The sequence below is a fragment of the Brevundimonas sp. P2_A6 genome (assembly GCF_056404975.1).
In genome coordinates, this window is the sequence record NZ_JBFUCZ010000001.1 from 98,512 (window position 1) to 117,185 (window position 18,674).

General features: G+C 68.5%; 24 protein-coding genes. 18 read left to right on the top strand and 6 right to left on the bottom strand.

Annotated elements, in window-relative coordinates; all coding sequences use genetic code 11:
- Nucleotides 1-65: 65 nt before the first annotated feature.
- Nucleotides 66-737 (bottom strand): bifunctional 4-hydroxy-2-oxoglutarate aldolase/2-dehydro-3-deoxy-phosphogluconate aldolase, encoded by a 672-nt coding sequence (locus AC1DW4_RS00495; protein ID WP_477015275.1) that lies wholly within the window; start codon nucleotides 735-737, stop codon nucleotides 66-68.
- 125 nt (nucleotides 738-862) lie between these two features.
- Between AC1DW4_RS00495 and AC1DW4_RS00500 the strand changes: the two genes are divergently transcribed.
- A complete protein-coding gene (locus AC1DW4_RS00500) occupies nucleotides 863-1,555 on the top strand; it encodes a hypothetical protein (protein WP_477015276.1) in 693 nt (230 codons plus the stop codon).
- On the opposite strand, the gene AC1DW4_RS00505 is transcribed toward AC1DW4_RS00500, so the two are convergent.
- Together AC1DW4_RS00505 and def are read right to left on the bottom strand one after the other, a co-directional pair.
- Nucleotides 1,556-1,789 (bottom strand): hypothetical protein, encoded by a 234-nt coding sequence (locus AC1DW4_RS00505; protein ID WP_477015277.1) that lies wholly within the window; start codon nucleotides 1,787-1,789, stop codon nucleotides 1,556-1,558.
- The gene (gene def, locus AC1DW4_RS00510; RefSeq protein ID WP_477015278.1) at nucleotides 1,789-2,364 is read right to left on the bottom strand and encodes a peptide deformylase; all 576 of its coding nucleotides are present in this window, start codon (nucleotides 2,362-2,364) and stop codon (nucleotides 1,789-1,791) included. Before def ends, AC1DW4_RS00505 begins: the two co-directional genes overlap by 1 nt.
- A gap of 98 nt (nucleotides 2,365-2,462) precedes the next feature.
- Between def and ybgC the strand changes: the two genes are divergently transcribed.
- The 5 genes from ybgC to AC1DW4_RS00535 all read left to right on the top strand — a co-directional run bounded on the left by ybgC (nucleotide 2,463) and on the right by AC1DW4_RS00535 (nucleotide 5,552).
- Complete coding sequence (gene ybgC, locus AC1DW4_RS00515) at nucleotides 2,463-2,909, top strand: tol-pal system-associated acyl-CoA thioesterase (protein ID WP_477015279.1); 447 nt, start codon at nucleotides 2,463-2,465, stop codon at nucleotides 2,907-2,909.
- An 88-nt stretch (nucleotides 2,910-2,997) separates the two neighbouring features.
- The gene (locus AC1DW4_RS00520; RefSeq protein WP_477015280.1) at nucleotides 2,998-3,408 is read left to right on the top strand and encodes a hypothetical protein; all 411 of its coding nucleotides are present in this window, start codon (nucleotides 2,998-3,000) and stop codon (nucleotides 3,406-3,408) included.
- Nucleotides 3,409-3,500: 92 nt separating this feature from the next.
- Nucleotides 3,501-4,265 carry a protein TolQ gene (tolQ, locus tag AC1DW4_RS00525; RefSeq protein ID WP_477015281.1) on the top strand — a complete coding sequence of 255 codons (765 nt, stop codon included), beginning with the start codon at nucleotides 3,501-3,503 and terminating at the stop codon, nucleotides 4,263-4,265.
- 1 nt (nucleotide 4,266) lies between these two features.
- Nucleotides 4,267-4,722: an ExbD/TolR family protein gene (locus AC1DW4_RS00530; RefSeq protein WP_477015282.1), complete on the top strand. Its 456-nt coding sequence runs from the start codon at nucleotides 4,267-4,269 to the stop codon at nucleotides 4,720-4,722.
- 2 nt (nucleotides 4,723-4,724) lie between these two features.
- Nucleotides 4,725-5,552, top strand: coding sequence for a hypothetical protein (locus AC1DW4_RS00535; RefSeq protein ID WP_477015283.1), 828 nt, complete (start codon nucleotides 4,725-4,727; stop codon nucleotides 5,550-5,552).
- On the opposite strand, the gene AC1DW4_RS00540 is transcribed toward AC1DW4_RS00535, so the two are convergent.
- Together AC1DW4_RS00540 and AC1DW4_RS00545 are read right to left on the bottom strand one after the other, a co-directional pair.
- The gene (locus tag AC1DW4_RS00540) at nucleotides 5,549-5,989 is read right to left on the bottom strand and encodes a TA system VapC family ribonuclease toxin (RefSeq protein WP_477015284.1); all 441 of its coding nucleotides are present in this window, start codon (nucleotides 5,987-5,989) and stop codon (nucleotides 5,549-5,551) included. The two genes, AC1DW4_RS00535 and AC1DW4_RS00540, sit on opposite strands and share 4 nt — an antisense overlap.
- A complete protein-coding gene (locus AC1DW4_RS00545; protein ID WP_477016193.1) occupies nucleotides 5,986-6,228 on the bottom strand; it encodes a type II toxin-antitoxin system VapB family antitoxin in 243 nt (80 codons plus the stop codon). Before AC1DW4_RS00545 ends, AC1DW4_RS00540 begins: the two co-directional genes overlap by 4 nt.
- Before the next feature lie 156 nt (nucleotides 6,229-6,384).
- On the opposite strand from AC1DW4_RS00545, the gene tolB reads away from it, so the two are divergent.
- From tolB to AC1DW4_RS00600, 11 genes are all read left to right on the top strand, one after another.
- Nucleotides 6,385-7,785 (top strand): Tol-Pal system beta propeller repeat protein TolB, encoded by a 1,401-nt coding sequence (tolB, locus tag AC1DW4_RS00550; RefSeq protein WP_477015285.1) that lies wholly within the window; start codon nucleotides 6,385-6,387, stop codon nucleotides 7,783-7,785.
- A 69-nt stretch (nucleotides 7,786-7,854) separates the two neighbouring features.
- Complete coding sequence (gene pal / locus AC1DW4_RS00555) at nucleotides 7,855-8,409, top strand: peptidoglycan-associated lipoprotein Pal (protein ID WP_477015286.1); 555 nt, start codon at nucleotides 7,855-7,857, stop codon at nucleotides 8,407-8,409.
- A gap of 253 nt (nucleotides 8,410-8,662) precedes the next feature.
- Nucleotides 8,663-9,772 (top strand): DUF3667 domain-containing protein, encoded by a 1,110-nt coding sequence (locus tag AC1DW4_RS00560; protein WP_477015287.1) that lies wholly within the window; start codon nucleotides 8,663-8,665, stop codon nucleotides 9,770-9,772.
- Nucleotides 9,773-9,817: 45 nt separating this feature from the next.
- A complete protein-coding gene (locus AC1DW4_RS00565; protein ID WP_477015288.1) occupies nucleotides 9,818-10,675 on the top strand; it encodes a tetratricopeptide repeat protein in 858 nt (285 codons plus the stop codon).
- A gap of 20 nt (nucleotides 10,676-10,695) precedes the next feature.
- Nucleotides 10,696-12,006 carry a tRNA lysidine(34) synthetase TilS gene (gene tilS, locus AC1DW4_RS00570; protein WP_477015289.1) on the top strand — a complete coding sequence of 437 codons (1,311 nt, stop codon included), beginning with the start codon at nucleotides 10,696-10,698 and terminating at the stop codon, nucleotides 12,004-12,006.
- Nucleotides 12,007-12,062: 56 nt separating this feature from the next.
- Nucleotides 12,063-14,006: an ATP-dependent zinc metalloprotease FtsH gene (ftsH, locus tag AC1DW4_RS00575; RefSeq protein ID WP_477015290.1), complete on the top strand. Its 1,944-nt coding sequence runs from the start codon at nucleotides 12,063-12,065 to the stop codon at nucleotides 14,004-14,006.
- 70 nt (nucleotides 14,007-14,076) lie between these two features.
- Nucleotides 14,077-14,883: a dihydropteroate synthase gene (gene folP, locus AC1DW4_RS00580; protein WP_477015291.1), complete on the top strand. Its 807-nt coding sequence runs from the start codon at nucleotides 14,077-14,079 to the stop codon at nucleotides 14,881-14,883.
- Entirely contained in the window at nucleotides 14,880-15,674 is a 795-nt protein-coding gene (thiD, locus tag AC1DW4_RS00585; protein ID WP_477015292.1) for a bifunctional hydroxymethylpyrimidine kinase/phosphomethylpyrimidine kinase, read from the top strand. The genes folP and thiD overlap by 4 nt, the downstream gene beginning before the upstream one ends.
- On the top strand, nucleotides 15,671-16,243 hold the full coding sequence (locus tag AC1DW4_RS00590) for a nucleotidyltransferase family protein (RefSeq protein ID WP_477015293.1): 573 nt from the start codon (nucleotides 15,671-15,673) through the stop codon (nucleotides 16,241-16,243). The genes thiD and AC1DW4_RS00590 overlap by 4 nt, the downstream gene beginning before the upstream one ends.
- Before the next feature lie 142 nt (nucleotides 16,244-16,385).
- Nucleotides 16,386-16,832, top strand: a complete 447-nt coding sequence (locus AC1DW4_RS00595; RefSeq protein ID WP_477015294.1) for an RcnB family protein — start codon at nucleotides 16,386-16,388, stop codon at nucleotides 16,830-16,832.
- An 84-nt stretch (nucleotides 16,833-16,916) separates the two neighbouring features.
- Nucleotides 16,917-17,723 carry a PhzF family phenazine biosynthesis protein gene (locus AC1DW4_RS00600; RefSeq protein ID WP_477015295.1) on the top strand — a complete coding sequence of 269 codons (807 nt, stop codon included), beginning with the start codon at nucleotides 16,917-16,919 and terminating at the stop codon, nucleotides 17,721-17,723.
- Nucleotides 17,724-17,816: 93 nt separating this feature from the next.
- Here the strand turns inward: AC1DW4_RS00600 and AC1DW4_RS00605 are convergent, their stop codons facing one another.
- The gene (locus AC1DW4_RS00605) at nucleotides 17,817-18,182 is read right to left on the bottom strand and encodes a hypothetical protein (protein WP_477015296.1); all 366 of its coding nucleotides are present in this window, start codon (nucleotides 18,180-18,182) and stop codon (nucleotides 17,817-17,819) included.
- A 200-nt stretch (nucleotides 18,183-18,382) separates the two neighbouring features.
- Here AC1DW4_RS00605 and AC1DW4_RS00610 point away from each other — a divergent pair, with 200 nt between their 5' ends.
- Nucleotides 18,383-18,667, top strand: coding sequence for a hypothetical protein (locus tag AC1DW4_RS00610; protein WP_477015297.1), 285 nt, complete (start codon nucleotides 18,383-18,385; stop codon nucleotides 18,665-18,667).
- Nucleotides 18,668-18,674: the final 7 nt, after the last annotated feature.

The window sequence follows — 18,674 nt, forward strand, 5'->3', positions numbered from 1 at the left end:
TCGTCTGCGTCTTCGTACCCCTCATCCGCCCCTGCGGGACACCTTCTCCCGCAAGGGGAGAAGGATCACTGAGCGCGAAACGCCTTCACAGCATCCACCGCCCCGCGCACCGACGCCTCGATGCCGGCCCAGTCGCCGGCCTTCACGGCCGCGTCAGTGATCAGCTTGGAGCCCATGCCGGCGGCGACGATGCCCGCGCCGAACCATTTGGCGATGCTGGCGGCGTCCGGATCGACCCCGCCGGTCGGCATGATCTTGGTCCAGGGCATGGGGCCCATCACCGCCTTGACGAAATCCGGCCCACCGACCGAGGCACCGGGGAACAGCTTGATGATGTCGCAGCCCAGGGCGTGCGCCTCGGTGATGTCGCGCACGGAACCGCAGCCGGGGAAATAGGCGACCATGCGCCGGTTGCAGACCTGGGCGACCTCTGGGACCAGGGCCGGGCTGACCACGAAGCGGGCGGCGCGGTTCAGGAACAGGGCGGCCGTGCCCGCATCCAGCACCGAGCCGATGCCCAGGACGATGTCCGGGTCGGTCACGGCGATCTCCCTGGCGATGTCGGCGAACAGGTCGACGGCGAAGTCGCCCCGGTTGGTGAACTCGATCACCGGCGCGCCGCCCCGGGCGCAGGCGCGGATGACGTTCAGCGCCACCCCAGGATCCGCATGATAGAAGACCGGGCAGACGCCCTGGGCCTGCAAGGCGGTCAGGACAGAGAGGCGGTCGTGCGGCATGGTGGGGCTCCGGGCTTGTGGGGTCGTGGTCGGACGCCCCGGCGCTGAGGTCAAGGGCGGACAGCCGCAGTTAACGCACTGTGACCGCGGACGACCCGTGTTATGGCCGAGACGGGGGACACATCATGCGCACGCTCTACCTTTGGTTTCTGGCGGCTTTCGCGGTCATCCTGTTCGGGTTCTGGCCGACGACGTTCGGGTCCTATGGACCGCCCGATGGGCTGAGGATCGTGCACGGCGTGTTCGCCGTGGGCTGGATGGCGCTGCTGGTCGTGCAGAGCTGGCTGATCGGTCATGGACGTCCACGGCTGCATCGCTGGCTGGGTCGGACGTCGCTGATCATGGCACCGGGGCTGGTGCTGACGGCGTTCCTGGTTCTGCTGAACAGTCTGCCGACCGGCGGGGCGGCGCATTTCGATCGAGGGTTGCTGCTGATCCTGGTGTGGATCGACCTGTGGTCGCTGGTGCTGTTCGCGGTGAACTATGTCCTGGCGATCGTCTGGCGCAGGCGGATGTTCCTGCACTCGCGCTTCATGGCCTCGACGGTGTTCGTGGCGGCGATCCCGGCGCTGGGGCGGGCGTATGGGATGAACATTCCGGCGCTGGGTGGGCTGATGGGGTCGCTGAACCCCAGCTTCTGGACGGTCGAGGCCATCCTGATCGCCCTGATTGTGCGTGATTTCAACAAGGGGCACCGGGTGTCGCCGTGGGGGCTGACGCTGGTCGGCCTGGGTCTGATCCACGTGACCATGTTGGCCGCGCCATCGTGGCCGTGGTTCATCGCCCTGCTGACGAGCTGGGGCCTGCCGGCCGTCTGATCACTGCCAGCGTGTTCCCACGCCGCCGCCCTCGTCCCACTCTCCGCCGGCGTCGAGCGCGTCGTCGAAGTCGAGCAGGCGATCCAGCAGGACGCCCGCGATGACGCCCAGGGCCGCGACGCCGACCAGGGTAGCGACCGAGCCGATGCCGATCTTTTCGGACCGCGTCAGGCGGCGACGACCGGACGGATCGATGATGCGCGTGCGGCCGTTTTTCCAGGAAGATCGGGCCATCAGGCGTCCTCCCTCAGGCGCATGGTCTTCTTGACCTTGGACATGGCGCGGTCGCGGCGCAGGCGCGACAGGTGGTCGATGAACAGGACGCCGTTCAGGTGGTCCAGTTCGTGCTGGAAACAGACGGCGTAAAGGCCCTCGATCTCCTCCTCGATGCGGGTACCAGCGCGGTCCAGGTAGGCGACGCGGACGCGGGCCGGGCGTTCGACCTGGTCGAAATATTCGGGGATCGAAAGGCAGCCTTCCTCGTAGCAATAGGTCTCGTCCGAGGCCCACAGGACCTCCGGATTGACGAAGAAGCGGGGATTGGGAACGCGAGCCGCCTCGGCCTCCTCTTCGGTCGCGTCGGCATCGGCGGGGGTGGCACCGTCGCCCAGGTCCATGACCACGACGCGCTGAAGCTCGCCGATTTGCACGGCGGCCAGGCCGATGCCGGGCGCGTCGTACATGGTGTCCAGCATGTCATCCATCAGGGCGCGCACGGCGTCGTCGACGACCGCCACGGGCTTTGACACCTGTTTCAGGATCGCCAGGTCGGCGGCGTTGTCGATGGTCAGGATGCGTCGGATGGCCATGGCCGTCAGGTAGGCGTGGGGGCCTCGAGGGTCAAGTTTGGCGCAGCGGTCCGGGATTGCTGTAGAAGGCGTTTCAGACCGCGAACGGAGGCTCCACCATGAACGATCAGCCCACCGTCGGCCGCTTCGACGGCCGCGCGCACCTGTTGCCGGTGCGGGTCTATTACGAGGACACCGACTTCACGGGCGTGGTCTATCACGCCAACTACGTTCGCTATTTCGAGCGCGGGCGGTCCGACTTCCTGCGCGCGATCGGCATCGGCCATTCGCAACTGCTGGAGGGCGAGGCCCCGATGGCCTTCGTGATCGCGGAGATGAAGCTGGATTTCGTCAAACCCGCGCGCATCGACGACGCCTTGGTCGTGCGGACCCATTATGACACCGTGAAGGGGCCCCGGCTGATGATCTCTCAGGTCATCGAGCGGGACGGTGAGGCGGTTTGCCGGGCCGAGGTGACGGCGGTCTGCATCCATCTGGACGGACGGCCCCGACGTCCTTCGAAGGCCCTGGTCGAGGCGGTCGGGCCGTGGCTGGCCCCTGCCTGACGGTTTCGTAACTTGCCGGGCGGGGCGGCGGCGCTAGACTCCTCGACAAACGGGGGAGCCATCTATGTCATCGTCTTCAGACGTCAAAATGACCGGCAGCGCGGTGATCGTTTCCTTCCTGTTGCTGTTCCTGCTGGTCGGGGGCGGGCTGGTGGGCTGTCCCTACTACAATGTCTGGAAGCAGAAGATGGCCGGGCAGGCCGAGCTGCAGTACCAGCAGGGCGCGCGTCAGGCCCTGATCGCCCAGGCGGCGGCCGAGGACGAGGCCTCCATCAAGCGGGCCGAGGCGGCGACGCGCCGGGTGCGCGGCTGGGCCGACGCGGCCAAGCGCGGGTGCCAGGACGTAGGCCTGACCAACGACCGCGAATGCATCAATCAGCTGCTGCGCGACGCCGCGACCTATTCCATCGCCAAGGAAGGCCATGAGGGCGTGATCGTCTCGGTCGGCGCGCCCGTCTCCGTGGCGGTGCAGCCACAGACCGCCGCTCGTCAGGAATAGGCGGCCGCCAACCGTCCGGCATCCGCTAGACTGCCATAGAACCGCCACCGCGCTTCGCTCGACAGGGCGAAGGACTGATCCAGGATTCCCGCATGACCGTTGCCGCCGTGGCCACCGACGCCTCCATGATGAACCCGGTCACCCTGTTCATGACCGCCGACTGGGTGGTGAAGGGCGTGATGCTGGGCCTGGCCGTGGCCTCGGTGTGGTCCTGGACGATCATCATCGACAAGGCGTTCCGCTTCACCGCACTGAACCAGCAGGCCGATACCTTCGACAAGGCGATTTCGTCGGGCCGGTCGCTTGAGGACGTGGCGGCCCAGGCCGGACCGCAGCCGACCCACGCCCTGCCGCGCATGCTGGTCATCGCCCTGGGCGACTGGAAGGAGACGCGCCAGAAGGGGCCGATGACGGACACCCAGGGCAACCTGCTGATCAGCCGCATCGACCGCGCGCTGGATTCGCTGATCGCGCGCGAAGGCCAGCGGATCGAGGAGGGTCTGGGCGTGCTGTCGGTGGTGGCCACGGCCTCGCCCTTCATCGGCCTGTTCGGCACGGTCTGGGGCATCATGAACGCCTTCGGGCGGATCGCGGCGGCGGGCAACACCAACCTGACCACCGTGGCCCCGGCGATCGCAGAGGCCCTGTTCGCCACGGCCGTGGGCCTGGCGGCGGCGATCCCGGCCTATATCGCCTACAACAAGTTCTCGATCGACGCGGGCAAGTTCACCGGGCGGCTGGAAGCCTTCGCCGATGATCTGCAGGCGGCCGTGGCGCGTCGGTTGGGATCGGCCGCGCCCGCGCCCGTGACGCCGCCGCCGGCCCCTACGGGCGACGCCTACCGCCGGAGCGTCTGAGATGGCGATGGGTGGCGGGGCTGGAGGCGGCGGTCGCGGCCGGGGCCGACGCCGCGCGCGCAAACGGCCGCTGAGCGAGATCAACGTCACGCCTCTGGTGGATGTGATGCTGGTGCTGCTGATCATCTTCATGATCTCCGCCCCGCTGCTGACGGTCGGGGTACCGGTCGAACTGCCCAAGACCGAGGCCAGCGCGGTCGAGACCGACAAGCCACCAGTGACCGTTTCCATCGATCAGGAGGGCGCGATCTTCGTGGCGCGCGACGAGACCGCCTATGACGCCCTGATCGAACGGGTTTCGGACGCGGCGGGCGATACGCCCAAGGACGATCTGTCGATCTTCGTGCGGGCCGACGGGCGCGCGCCCTATCAGGCCGTGGCGCGGGTGATGGCGCGGCTGTCGGCGGCCGGGTTCACCAAGCTGAACCTGATCACGGACACGGCGGCGGAACGCTGAGCATGGCGGCGCGGGCCCCTTCCCCGGCGATTCTGGGCGCGCTGCTGCTGCACGCGGGGGTGGCCGCCCTGTTCCTGCTGCGCTGGCCGCAGGCGGAGGAGGACATCATACCGATGGTGTCCTCGGTCCCTGTGTCGATCGTGTCCGAACAGGTGGTCGAGGCGGCCGCCGCCGACAATCCGTCCGAGGAGCTGGTGACCGAGGACGCCGCCACCGCGCCGGTCGAGGCCGAGGTCGCCCCGACCCCACCGGCCCCGACACCGCCGACGCCCGCGCCTACGCCCCGCCCGACACCCACGCCGACGCCGCGTCCGACGCCACCCCGGCCCACGCCGCCGCGTCCGACTCCGCCGACACCCACGCCGCCCCGCCCGACCCCGCCCCGACCGACGCCGCCGACCCGCCCGGCCGCGACGCCGCGCGAGACACCGTCGCTGGATCTTGACAGCCTGGCCGGGCCGCGCCGTCCCGCGCCGACCCCCGGACCCCGCGCGGCGACGGGGCAGCAGGGGGCGGGTCGCGCGCCCCAGGCGACCGGGCCGCAATTGACCGCCATCTTCAACCAGGTCTATCCCAACTGGACCCTGCCTTGCGATATCCCCGGGGCTAACGCCCTGCGGATCGAGATGGACGTCACATTGTCCGCCGACGGGCGGATCACCTCGGGGCCCACGTTGCGTAACGCCCGGTCGGATACGGTCTATCGCGCCGCCGCCGACGGTGCCCTGCGCGCCATCCGCCAGACCGCCCCGTTCGACGTGCCACAGGGCTTTCCGGGCGGGGCGTTCCGGCCGGTGTTCGTGACGGAGCGGGCGTGCCGGAACCGCTAATTCGTCTGCGTTCCGATGACCTCCAGCGCGACATCGCCCCCTTTGATGGCGCGGGTCGATAATCGCCGATCGAACGTTGCCAGCTTCCCGCCGTTGTGTACCGCCAGAGCGAGCAGGTAGGTGTCCGTCACCTGGCCGTGGCTGGTCAGTCGGGTGGTGTCGACCAGCGGCGACGTCAGCAGGCTGATCGTCTCCGACCAGAAAATGTGACCCGGTCGCTGGCAAACACGGCCCAGGATTTCCGCCATGTCCGCCGCCGTTCCCGGCATCTGGTAGGACGGCTTACCGGCGATCCGGATGAAGGCGTGCTGCGTGATCGGACAGGTGGCCCAGCCCTCATCGACCGTGCGCTCGAACCAGGCCTTCGCATAATCGCTGTGGACGTGATCGGGGTCGATCAATGCGATCAGCACGTTGGCATCGAGGAGATAAATCAATCCTCGTCATCCCTCGCGGAGTTGACCATCTTCATGGTCACGACAGCACCGCGCCGGGGCAACTGAGGGAAGCCATTCCACATTTCAGTCGAAGAGGCGGGAGCCTCGAACGATTTGCGGAGGCGCTCGGACACGACCTCGCCGATGGACCGATTTTCGTGGTCGGCGATGGCGCGCGCACGCTCCAGCAAATCATCGTCGATCGTGAGGGTGGTTCTCATACCAGGAATGTAGCGCATCACGCATCACGCATCAACGACTGACAATCCCTGACACCAACCCCGGCAAGGATTGCCGTCCCGAAAGTCGCCCCATTCGCCCGCAAGCTGGCGTTTGTCACACGGTCTGGCGATAAGGACCGGGACACTCTCGCCTGCGCCTGAATGGAGACATCGATGCGTCTGAACCTGCTTTTGGGCACCGTGGCGGCCATCGGCATCCTGGCGACCTCGCCGCAGGCGCAGACACAGGATCCGAACGGACCGAGCCGCCAGCAGTCGCAGGCTCAACCCGCCCAGACCGGGGAGCCGATCGAGGTCGAGATCGACCAGGGCGTGCTGCGCCCCTTCCAGATCGCGGTGGCCCCGTTCAGCGGCCAGAACGGGACGTCCCTGACCGAGGTGCTCAGCGGCGACCTGCGCCGCTCTGGCTTCTTCGAGCCGATCAATCCGGCCAGCTTCATCGAGACGGGCCTGACCCTGGCCAATGCGCCGAACTTTCCGCAGTGGACCCAGATCGGCGCCCAGGCGGTGCTGTACGGGTCGGTGACGCCGCGCCCGGATGGCCGCAACGACTTCGGCTTCCGCCTGTACGACCCGTACCGCCAGTGCCAGCTGGTCAGCTACAACTTCACCGCCACGCCCGAGCAGTGGCGCCGGATCGCGCACAAGATCGCCGATGTCGTCTATGCCCGGATGACCGGCGAGACCGGCGTGTTCGACACCCGCATCATCTATGTCGCCGAAAGCGGCACCGAGCTGAACCGCCTCAGCCGCCTCGCGATCGTGGACCAGGACGGCTATAATCCCGTCTTCCTGACCGACGGGTCGGAGATCATCCTGACGCCACGCTTCTCGTCCAATCCGAACGAGATCACTTATATGGCGCTGGGCAAGGATTACAGCCGGATCTACCTGTACAACCTGCAGACCGGGCGGCGCGAAAGCCTGGGCGAATTCGACGGCCAGGCGCTGGCCCCGCGATACTCGCCGGACGGAACGAAGGTCGCGTTCTCGATCATCCGGGGCGGCAACACCGACGTCTATGTGATGAACCTGCGCACGCGCCAGCTGTCGCGGCTGACCAGCGATCCGGGCATCGACACCTCGCCGTCGTTCAGCCCCGACGCCTCGCGGATCGTGTTCAACTCCGACCGGACCGGTACGCCGCGCCTGTATGTGATGAACGCGGACGGGTCGAACCAACGGCCGATCAGTCGCGGCGGCGGCAGCTATACGGCCCCGGCCTGGAGCCCGCGCGGCGACCTGATCGCCTTCACCAAGTCGGGCGGCGGACAGTTCGGCATCGGCGTCATGAACGTCGACGGATCGGGCGAGCGGATGCTGAGCCGGTCCTATTTCGAGGAAGGCCCGTCCTGGGCCCCCAACGGCCGCTATCTGATGTTCTCGCGCCAGACGCGGGGCGGGAACACCAATCTGTGGATGGTGGACCTGTCGGGTCGGGTCATCGCCCAGTCGGGCTATCAGGGCCGGGGCAGCGACCCCGCCTGGTCGCCGCTGCTGGACAGCGCGCCGCAGAACCTGGGCACCGGTGGTGCCGACAGCTGCCCCACCTGATCCAACTTGAACCCCTGTCTGATCGGCCCTGTGCTAGGGTCGCCGCAAATCGACGAAGGAACCCATAGAATGTCCCAGTCCACTCTCGTGAAGATCGCCCTGGTCGGCCTGGCCGCCGTCTCCATGGCCGCCTGCACCCCGCGTCGCCCGGTGACCGGCGCGACCGACGGAACCGGCGGGGCCACGGCCAACAACCCGGTCTATCCCGGCCCCGGCAACGGCGGCATCGACGGCGGCGCGACCGGACCGGCGGCGATGGGGTCCGAACAGGACTTCGTCGTCAACGTCGGCGACCGCGTCTATTTCGACCTGGACAGCTATCAGGTCAGCCCCGAGGCCTATCCGCGTCTGGATGCCCAGGCGGCCTGGCTTCAGCGCTATCCTCAGGTCCAGGTCCGGATCGAGGGCAATGCCGACGAACGCGGCACCCGCGAATACAATCTGGCCCTGGGGGCCCGCCGCGCCGAATCGATCCGCAACTATCTGATCGACCGGGGCGTGCCCGCCGGCCGCATCGACACCATCAGCTTCGGTAAGGAACGCCCGATCGCGCAAGGGTCCAACGAGGACGCCTGGGCGCGGAACCGCAATGGCCACACCGCGATCGTCACGGGCGCGAACTAGGTAGCCTCTCCTCCCCGTCGCCGCTTGGCGATGGGGAGGGGGACCGCCCGCCCCTTGGCGGGTGGTGGAGGGGCTATTGACACGTGTGACGACCTCACCCGCTGTAAGAACCCCTCCGTCACGGCCCTGAAGGAGGGCCGCGCCACCTCCCCATTCGCCAAGCGGCGAACAGGGAGGAGACGTCTCGCTCCGCCCTTGCCTGAATCTTCCCTGACCGTCAGTTTGCGACTGCGAACAGACTGAGGGGGCCATCATGGATGTCGAGGCGACAGGCGGTCTGATTACCGGCGGCATGCTGGCGGGCGCGGTCGAAAGGCCGAGCGGCCATTCCGGTGACGCGCATCCCGGCACCTGCAGTGATTGCGGCGAGCCGGTCACGGCCAATTTCTGCGCCAACTGCGGCCAGCCGACCCATGTCCACCGCACCCTGATGCATCTGGGCGAGGAACTGCTGCACGGCGTGCTGCATTTCGATGCCCGCATCTGGCGGACCCTGCCGCTGCTGTTGCTGAACCCCGGCAAGCTGACGCGCGAATGGATCCACGGGAAGCGGACGCGCTACGTCTCGCCCCTGGCCATCTTCCTGTTCACCGTCTTCCTGATGTTCTTCGCCCTGAGCTTCGGCGGCGCCCCGCCGATCCAGCAGGAGTCCCTGGATCAGCGGATCGCCAATGCACGGACGGCGGTCACCGAAACGCGGGCGGCTCTGGCCGAGGCCGAGGCGGACGCACGTTCGGACGGCAGCGATCCCGGCGCGGACGGCGTTGCGATCGGCGCACGTGCGGCCGCCGAGGGGGCCGAGTCCAGCCTTCGCGCTCTGGAAGAGGCCAAGGCGAGGGGGCCCCGGTCGGATGGTCTGGAGCCCGGGAGCTGGCAATCCTACGTCGTCGATGCGGTCCACGACGGCAAGGTCAAGATCGGATTCGGGGACAAGAAGACCCAGGAGAAGATCCTGCACAAGCTCGCGAACCCCGACTTCGCCGTCTACAAGATCCAGCAGACGGCCTACAAATTCGCCTTCCTGCTGATCCCGCTGTCGATCCCGTTCGTCTGGCTGCTGTTCGCGTGGAAGCGCGGGTTCACCTGGTACGACCACGGCGTGTTCGTGCTGTATTCGCTGACCTTCATGGCCATCCTGACGATGGGGATGGGGGTCCTGGCGCGCTGGAGCAACTGGTTCACCGATACGGTGGCGCTGCTGATGTTCCTGTCGATGCCGGTGCACGTGTTCGCCCAGCTGAAGGGGACCTATGGCCTGTCGATCTGGTCGGCCCTGTGGCGGACCTTCGTGCTGCTGAACTTCTGCGTGTTGATCGTGTGCCTCTTCATCCTGGCGATCATCGTCCTGGGCCTGACGGGGTGAGCCACGGCCTTGCGGCGGCCCCAAATCGGTGAAAGCTGTAGCGTCATGAAAAGCCTGCTCACGTTTCGAAATATCGCCCTTGCCACCGTCGGCTGCGTGCTGGTCGGCGGGGCGGTGGTCGCCCAGACCCAGCCCTTGCCCGCTGTCCAATGGGACAACCGTCGCCTCGATACGCTGGACCGCAATGTCCGCCGTCTGGAGCGCGCCCTGACCCAGCGCAACAGCCAGGGCCAGCCCGTCCTGGTCGAGCCGGACCCCGAGGTCGTCGCCCTCCAGGACCGTGTCGGACAGATGGATCGGCGGCTGCGCGATCTGGAGGCCACCGTTCAGCGCGTGAACGGCGACCTGGAGCGGATGACGTTCTCGCAAGACGAAAGCGATCGGGACAACGCCGCCCTGCGCACGCGATTGGCCGACGTCGAGGGGCGGGTCCAGGCGATGGAGCGCGCGGCGACCGAGGCGCGCGCCGCTCAGGAAGCCGCGGCTGCCGAGGCGGCCCAGCCCCGCTCCCCCACCGGTGACGCCGCCTCCGATCTGGCGGCCGCCAAGGTCCTGTTGAGCGCCGATCCGGCCCGCGGCCGCGCGGCGCTGGAAGCGGTGACCACGAATTGGCCCGACACCCCGTCAGCCCGCGAGGCCCTGTGGCGCGTGGGCGACATCATCCGCGCGGGCGGCGACCAGGCGGGCGCGGTGCAGCAGTACGCCCAGGCCTTGCAGGGCTGGCCGACGCAACCCTGGGCCGGAGAGGTCACGCTGAAGCTGGCGCGCGGACTGGAGGCGACCAATCGCGATCCGCAGGCCTGCGCGGCACTGGGCGAATACACCCGGCGCTATGCCGCGACGTCCACGCCCGGCCTGCGCCAGATCGCGACCGACACCGGCCGGGCGGCGAACTGCCGCTGACCGACCTCCTCGCCACGCGGGTGCAGGCACAGCTGGGTGGGCGGCTGGAACAAGACGTCGATCATCCCGTCGCCCTGGCTCTGTCCGGGGGCGGCGACTCCACGGCCCTGCTGCATATCGCGGCCGACTGGGCGCGCGACGCCCGGCGTCAGCTGCTGGCCATCACCGTCGATCATGGCCTGAGCCCCGATGCCGCCGACTGGAGCCGCCGCTGCGCCGAGGCCGCGCACGCGGTCGGGGCGGACTGGGTCGAATGCCGTTGGGACGGCGACAAGCCCGCGACCGGCCTGCCCGCCGCCGCCCGCCGCGCGCGCCATGCCCTGATCGCCGATGCCGCGCGGGAGGCGGGGGCCAAGGTCGTCCTGTTCGCCCACACCGCCGACGACATCGCCGAGAGCGACTGGATGCGGGCGCGGGGGACGCCGCTGGGGGCCTTGCGCGAATGGTCGCCGAGCCCGGCCTGGCCGCAGGGGCGGGGGCTGATGCTGCTGCGACCGATGCTGGAGGAACGGCGGGAGGACTTGCGGCGCTGGCTGCGGGCGCGGAGGCAGGACTGGATCGAGGACCCGGGGAACGCGCGGTTCGGGCGGGGCAGGGCGCGTAGAGCGTTGCACCCTCTCCCGTCGGTAGAGGGCTTGAGCGTCCAAGAGCGTGAGCGATCGAACTTGCGCGAAAGGTTGAGGGGTCATGGTCTTGTCGCCTGGGATCGTAACCCCTCACCCTTTCGGCTGGCGCATCGCTCCGCTCTGCGAGCCTCAAGCCCTCTCCCTCTGGGAGAGGGATTCGTAGCGGTAGCTGGAAACCTCGCCATGACCCTGCTGTGCGCGGCCGGGCATGATCGGCTGCCTCGAACCGAGCGGGTCGCTGCCCTCGCGGATCGGCTGGCTCGCGGTAAAGCCTTCAACGCAACCCTGGCCGGAGCGCGAATCGACGCTTCACCCGACCGCGTCGTCATCGGCCGAGAGGCGGGCGAGCTGAAGCGCAAGCCCGCCCCCGACGTCGCCCTCGATCCCGACGCCCCGGCCGTCTGGGACGGTCGTTACGAAATCACGACGCACGACCCCGGCTGGGCCGTCACTGCCGCCCTCGGCCACCTGAACCGGCTGTCGAAGGCCGACCGGGCCATGGTCGATACCTCTCCTGTCTGGGCACGCGGTGCCCTACCGGTCCTGATCCGGGACGGGTCGGATGCGCCGGTTCTTGCATGGCGCGAGGCGACGGTCCGCGCGCTCGCGCCGCGTCGCCTGAGCCTCGCTCTGGGCGAAACGACGCAGGAATGCGACCTTCACGGAACGATCCATGGCGAAACGCCGCCGTCTGACCTATTTTGACTCCGAAGACGTGAAACCCATGCCGGCAACGACACGGCGACGAGGAAATCGAAACGATGAACCTGCGCAACATGGCCATCTGGGGCGTGATCCTGCTGGGTCTCCTGGCCGTCTACGCCGCGATTAGCCAGAACAGCGGCATGGGCATGCCGGGTGGGTCCGGTGCCTCGGCCAACCGCCCGGTGGCGATCAGCTATTCGCAGCTGAACGACCAGGTCGCGGCCGGCGAGGTCAAGTCTGTGATCATCTCTGGCGATCAGGTGACGGGCGTCTACAAGAACGACAACCGCTTCACCGCGGTCGTGCCGATTTCGGACAACCAGCTGGCTGCCCGTCTGGACGCGGCGGGTGTCGATGTGGGCGCCAAGACCATCAAGCAGTCGATGTGGCTGACCCTTCTGGGCGGCCTTCTGCCCATTCTTCTGTTGATCGGGGTCTGGGTCTTCTTCATGCGCCAGATGCAGGGCGGGGCGCGCGGGGCCATGGGCTTCGGCAAGTCCAAGGCCAAGCTGCTGACCGAGCATAAGGGCCGAAAGACCTTCGACGACGTCGCCGGCGTGGACGAGGCCAAGGAAGAACTGCAGGAGGTCGTCGACTTCCTGAAGGACCCGGCCAAGTTCCAGCGTCTGGGCGGCAAGATCCCCAAGGGTGCCCTGCTGGTGGGCCCTCCCGGCACCGGCAAGACGCTGCTGGCCCGTGCCGTGGCCGGTGAGGCGGGCGTGCCCTTCTTCTCCATCTCCGGCTCGGACTTCGTCGAGATGTTCGTGGGCGTCGGCGCCAGCCGCGTGCGCGACATGTTCGAACAGGCCAAGAAGAACGCCCCCTGCATCATCTTCATCGACGAGATCGACGCCGTCGGTCGTCACCGGGGCGCAGGCCTGGGCGGCGGCAACGACGAGCGCGAGCAGACCCTGAACCAGCTTCTGGTCGAGATGGACGGGTTCGAGGCCAACGAAGGCATCATCCTGATCGCGGCCACCAACCGTCCCGACGTGCTGGACCCGGCCCTGCTGCGTCCCGGCCGTTTCGACCGCCAGGTCGTGGTGCCGAACCCCGACGTCTCCGGCCGCGAGCGCATCCTGCGCGTCCACATGAAGGACGTGCCCCTGGCCGCCGACGTCAACGTCAAGACCATCGCGCGCGGCACGCCGGGCTTCTCCGGTGCCGACCTGGCCAACCTGGTCAACGAGGCGGCCCTGATGGCGGCGCGCAAGGACCGTCGCATGGTCACCCACCGCGACTTCGAGGACGCCAAGGACAAGGTCATGATGGGCGCGGAGCGCAAATCGATGGCCATGAACGAGGAAGAACGCCGTCTGACTGCCTATCACGAGGGTGGCCACGCCATCGTCGCCATGAACGTCAAGATGGCGGACCCGGTGCACAAGGCGACCATCGTCCCGCGCGGACAGGCCCTGGGCATGGTCATGCAGCTGCCGGAAGGCGATCGCTATTCGATGAAATACCAGCAGATGGTCGACCGCATCGCCATCATGGCGGGCGGCCGCGTGGCCGAGGAGATCATCTTCGGCAAGGAGAACATCACCTCCGGCGCGTCCTCCGACATCCAGCAGGCGACCAAGCTGGCCAAGCGCATGGTGACCCAGTGGGGCTTCTCCGACGTGCTGGGCACGGTGGCCTATGGCGAGAACGAGCAGGAAGTCTTCCTGGGCCACTCGGTCGCCCGCAGCCAGAACATCAGCGAGGAAACGGCGCGCACCATCGACGCCGAGGTCAAGCGGCTGGTCACGTCCGGCTGGGACGAGGCGCGAGAGATCCTGACCCGCAAGGCCGAGGACCTCGAGAAGCTGGCCCAGGCCCTGCTGGAATACGAGACCCTGTCGGGCGAGGAGATCAAGGACCTGCTGGAGAAGGGCGCGGCCCCGAACCGCGACGAGAACAACTTCCCCAACGCCGGGCCTTCGGTCTCGGTGCCGGTCACGCCGGTGTCGGAAGGCGTCACCGTCGTCGCCTCTGACCAGCATCCGACGGTTCACTGATCGCAAAACAGGCTAAGGAACAGGGCGCGCCGAGAGGCGCGCCCTCTTTCGTTTGAATCAGGACCACCGCATGCGCACCCGCGTCATGGGCATTCTCAACGTCACGCCGGACAGCTTCTCTGACGGCGGGCGGCACGACACGGTCGAGGCGGGGCTGGCCCAGGCGATGCGGCTGATCGGCGACGGGGCCGACATCCTGGACATCGGGGGCGAGAGCACCCGACCGGGGGCCGAGCCGGTGTCGGTCGACGAGGAGATCGCGCGGACAATTCCGGTAATCGAGGCCGTTCACGCTCGCTGGCATGGCCCCATCAGCATCGACACCATGAAGCCGGAGGTTGCGCGCGCGGCCATGGCGGCGGGGGCCACGATCTGGAACGACGTGACGGCGCTGACCTTTTCGCCCGACAGCCCGTCCGTCGCGGCCGATCTGGAGTGCGAGGTGATCCTGATGCACATGCTGGGCGAGCCACGCTCCATGCAGGTCGAGCCGCGCTACGATGATGTGGTGGCCGAGGTGACCGCCTGGCTGATCGAACGGGCGCGGGTGGCAGAGGCGGCAGGTGTGGCACGGACCCGGATCACGCTGGATCCCGGCATCGGCTTCGGCAAGACGATCGAGCACAATCTGGCGCTGATCGCCGGTCTGGGGCGGCTGGTCGATACCGGTTATCCGGTGCTGATGGGGGCCAGTCGAAAGCGGATGATCAGGAACGTCGATCCGTCGGCGGTCGAGGCGGGGGACCGGCTGGGGGGATCGCTGGCCATCGCCCTGGATGCGGTGCGCCGGGGCGCTTCGATCGTGCGGGTCCACGACGTGCGCGAGACGGTTCAGGCGCTGGCCGTGCAGGCCGCGATCGAAGGAGCGGTGGTGTGAGGGGCCGCGTCCTGATCATCGCCGGGTCGGATTCCGGCGGCGGGGCGGGAATCCAGGCCGACATCAAGGCCGTGACCGCCATGGGCGGATACGCCGCGAGCGCCATCACCGCGATCACGGTGCAGAACACCCTGGGCGTCCACGGCGTGCATCCATTGCCGCTGGACCTGATCGAAGCCCAGGCGCGGGCCGTGCTGGACGACATCGGGGCCGATGCGATCAAGACCGGGATGCTGGGATCGGTGGCGGTGGTGGAGCGGGTCGCGGCGATTCTGGACAGCACAGACGCCGTCGCGGTGGTCGATCCGGTCATGGTGGCCAAGGGTGGCGCGGCCCTGCTGGATGACGATGCGGTGTCGGCGGTGCGCGCGCTGATGATCCCGCGCGCCGGCCTGCTGACCCCCAATGCGCCGGAGGCCGAAGCCCTGACCGGGATCGTGGTCGCCGATCTGGACGGTCAGCGCCGGGCCGGCGAGGCGCTGCTGAAGCTGGGGGCGAAGGCGGTCCTGATGAAGGGTGGCCATGTGCCCGGTCCGACGGTCGTCGATCTGTTGATGACCCCGGTCAGCGAGACCCTGCTGGAGGGCGAGCGGGTCGACACGACCTCGACCCACGGCACGGGCTGCACACTGGCCAGCGCGATCGCGGCGGGGCTGGCGCTGGGGCGGCCGCTGGAGGTCGCGGTGGCGGAAGCCTGGGCCTATGTCGCCGAGGCCATCCGGCGCGCGCCGGGTCTGGGTGGCGGACACGGGCCGCTGGACCACGGCTGGCCCCTGCGGGTGGGGCGATGAGCGATCTGCAGGCGCGGCTGGTCGAGATCGTTCGCGCCGACGAAGGCCTGATGCATGTGTTGCGGGTCGTGCGCGCCCAGGCCCTGCCGGACTGGCGCATCTTTTCGGGCGCGGTCTATCAGTCGGTCTGGAACGCCCTGACCGTCAGACCGGCGGGTTATGGGCGCAAGGATTTCGACGTCGGCTACTATGATCCCGACACCTCGTGGGACGCCGAGGACCTCGTCATCAAGCGGGTCGCCGCTGCCTTCGAGGAGCCCTTCGCCAGCACGGTCGAGGTCCGCAACCAGGCCCGCGTACCGATCTGGTTCCCCGCCCATTTCGGCGAGCCCTACGATCCGATCGCCTGCACCGACGAAGCGCTGGAGCGATTCGTGGCCCCGGCCTTCGCCGTCGGCATCCGGCTGGAGGCGGACGACACGATCAGTGTCGCCGCGCCCCTGGGGCTGGAGGACATGTTCGGCCTGATCCTGCGGCCCAATCCCAACCGGGGGGTGGCGAAGGACTGGCCGCGCGTGGTCGCCCGCGCGGCCGAAAGATGGCCAGAGCTGACGGTCGTCGGCCCCTGACATGGCCCATGTGTCGCGTCTGAAACAGTCGCGGCGGGAGGTCGGTCGCAGGGTGAACTTCAGCCCTTCAATGCCGCTCAGATCAGGCTCAGGCCCGGCCGCCTAAGGTCGTCTCATGGCTCAAATCGAAAAGGAGATCGCCATGAACCGCAAGATCGTCACCGCCGCTCTGGCCGCCCTGACCGCCGCCGCTTCGATGGGAGCCGCCTCGGCCGCTTCCGCCCAGGCGCGCGGCCAGGACCACCGTCCGCCCCACGCCGCGCCGGCCCCGCCACGCGCAACGCCGACGCCGCCCCGCGCCGTGCGGCCTGCGCCGCCCGCCGCCTATGGCCGGTATCAGCAGGCCCCGCGCCGCTTCTCGGCCACCCGCTACACCCCGCCCCGCGGCTATCAGGCGCGCAGCTGGGCCTATGGCCAGCGCCTGCCCAGCCAGTATCGCGCCCGGACCTATGTGGTCAGCGATTATGGCCGCTACGGCCTGCGCGCCCCGCCGCGTGGCTATGAATATGTCCGCACGGGCAATGACGTGGTCCTGACGGCCGTCGCCACGGGCCTGATCACCGCCGTGATCGCCGGCCTGTTCAACTAAGGGCTTTCATCGCCGAAAGGCGCGACGCCCCGGGAGCGATCCCGGGGCGTTGTCGTGTCCGGTCGCCCGCCCTAGAGAGCGGGGATGCGCCAGTGGACCATCGACGCCTTCGCCGACCGCCCCTTCATGGGCAATCCCGCCGCCGTCGTGGAGCCGTTCGACGCCTGGCCCGACGACGGGTGGATGCAGGCCCTCGCGGCGGAGAACAATCATTCCGAGACGGCCTTCCTGCGACGGACCAACGATGCCGCCCGTTTCGATCTGCGCTGGTTCACCCCGGCGACCGAGGTGCCCCTGTGCGGGCATGCGACCCTGGCGGCGGCCCATGTGCTGTTCGCCGAGCTGGGCATCGCCGCCGATGCCGTGTCGTTCGACACCGCCTCGGGCGCCCTGACGGTCAGGCGGCGTGGCGACGGCTACGAGATGGATTTTCCGGTCGATCCGTTGACGCCGGTCGAGATGCCGGCGGGCCTGGCCGAGGCGCTGGGGGCCCAGCCGGTCGAGGTCTGGGCCAGCCGATATCTGATGGCCGTCATGGCCGATGCGGAGACGGTCCGGACGCTGACACCCGACAGCCGCGCGCTCCTGGCCTTCGGCGACGGGGCGCTGGAACGCGGACAGGTGATCGCCTGCGCCCTGTCGGACCTGGATGATGTCGATGTGATCGATCGCTTCTTCGGACCGGGCTGTGGAGTGGACGAGGATCCGGCCACGGGCTCCGCGCGCTGCGGACTGGTCCCGCTGTTCGCCCAGAAGCTGGGGCGGTCAACGCTGACGTTTCTGCAAGCCTATCCGGGACGCGGCGCGCGGTTCGAATGCGAACTCTTGGGCGACCGCGTGCTGATCCGGGGTCGGGCGGTGACCGTCATGGACAGTGTGCTGCGTCTCTGAGGCGGCGACGAAGAAAAGGGGCGCGACCCTTTCGGATCGCGCCCCACGGATAGCCTCGGCCGGGAGGGACCTCAGCCATCCGGTCCTTCAGCCTCAGCCGCGACGGTTGTCGCGGTCGCGGCGTTCGATGCGGACCTGGGCCGACAGGCGGTCGAAGCGGCGATCGAGGTCCGAACGCTCCCAGGCGGTCAGGCCACCCTGGCGATAGCGGGCCTCCAGACGCAGCAGGGTGTTGAACTCGCCGCGCAGGCGGGTCGCTTCACGACGGCTGAGCGCGCCGTTGCGGACACCCTGGTCGATGCGGCGATCCAGGTTGGCCTGGCGCACGTTGATCGACTGCCAGTTGCCATAGCCGGCGTTGGCGTGCGGCACCGGGCGACCATAGGACTGGGCGGCGGCAGGCAGGGCGGTCGCCGAGACGGCGGCCAGGACGAGGGCGGGAACGAGCAGCTTCTTCATGGGATCACTCCGTCACTGAAATCACCGCAACCGGACTGGCTGCGTTGACCTGATGAAAGCTGATCGCGGCTGAGCGGCTTCTGAACGCCGCGCGTCAGGGACCGTTCATCTGTCTCTCGCGGGCAGTTTCGCCTGAGGTTAAACCTCTCTAAGCTGGGTGTTCAGCCGCCGTTCACGGGCGATCCGTCACATAGCGACCCATGACCCGCGTATCCGCCATCCTTATCGCCGCCCTGATCGCCGCCGCTCCTCTGAGCGCGGCCGCCCAGGATCGTGGCGGCTTCCGCGGGGACCGCGACCGGGGTGGCGACCGGGGTGAAATGCGCGAGCGTCGCCAGATGAGCGTGGCCGAGGCCCAGTCGATCGCCCAGGGTCGCGCGGGCGGCGCGCGTTTCGTCGGCTATATGGGCATGCGCGGAAACAGCCATGTCTTCCGCTTCGAACGCGACGGCCGTGTCATGGACATCGCCGTGGACGCCGGCTGAGCCTAGG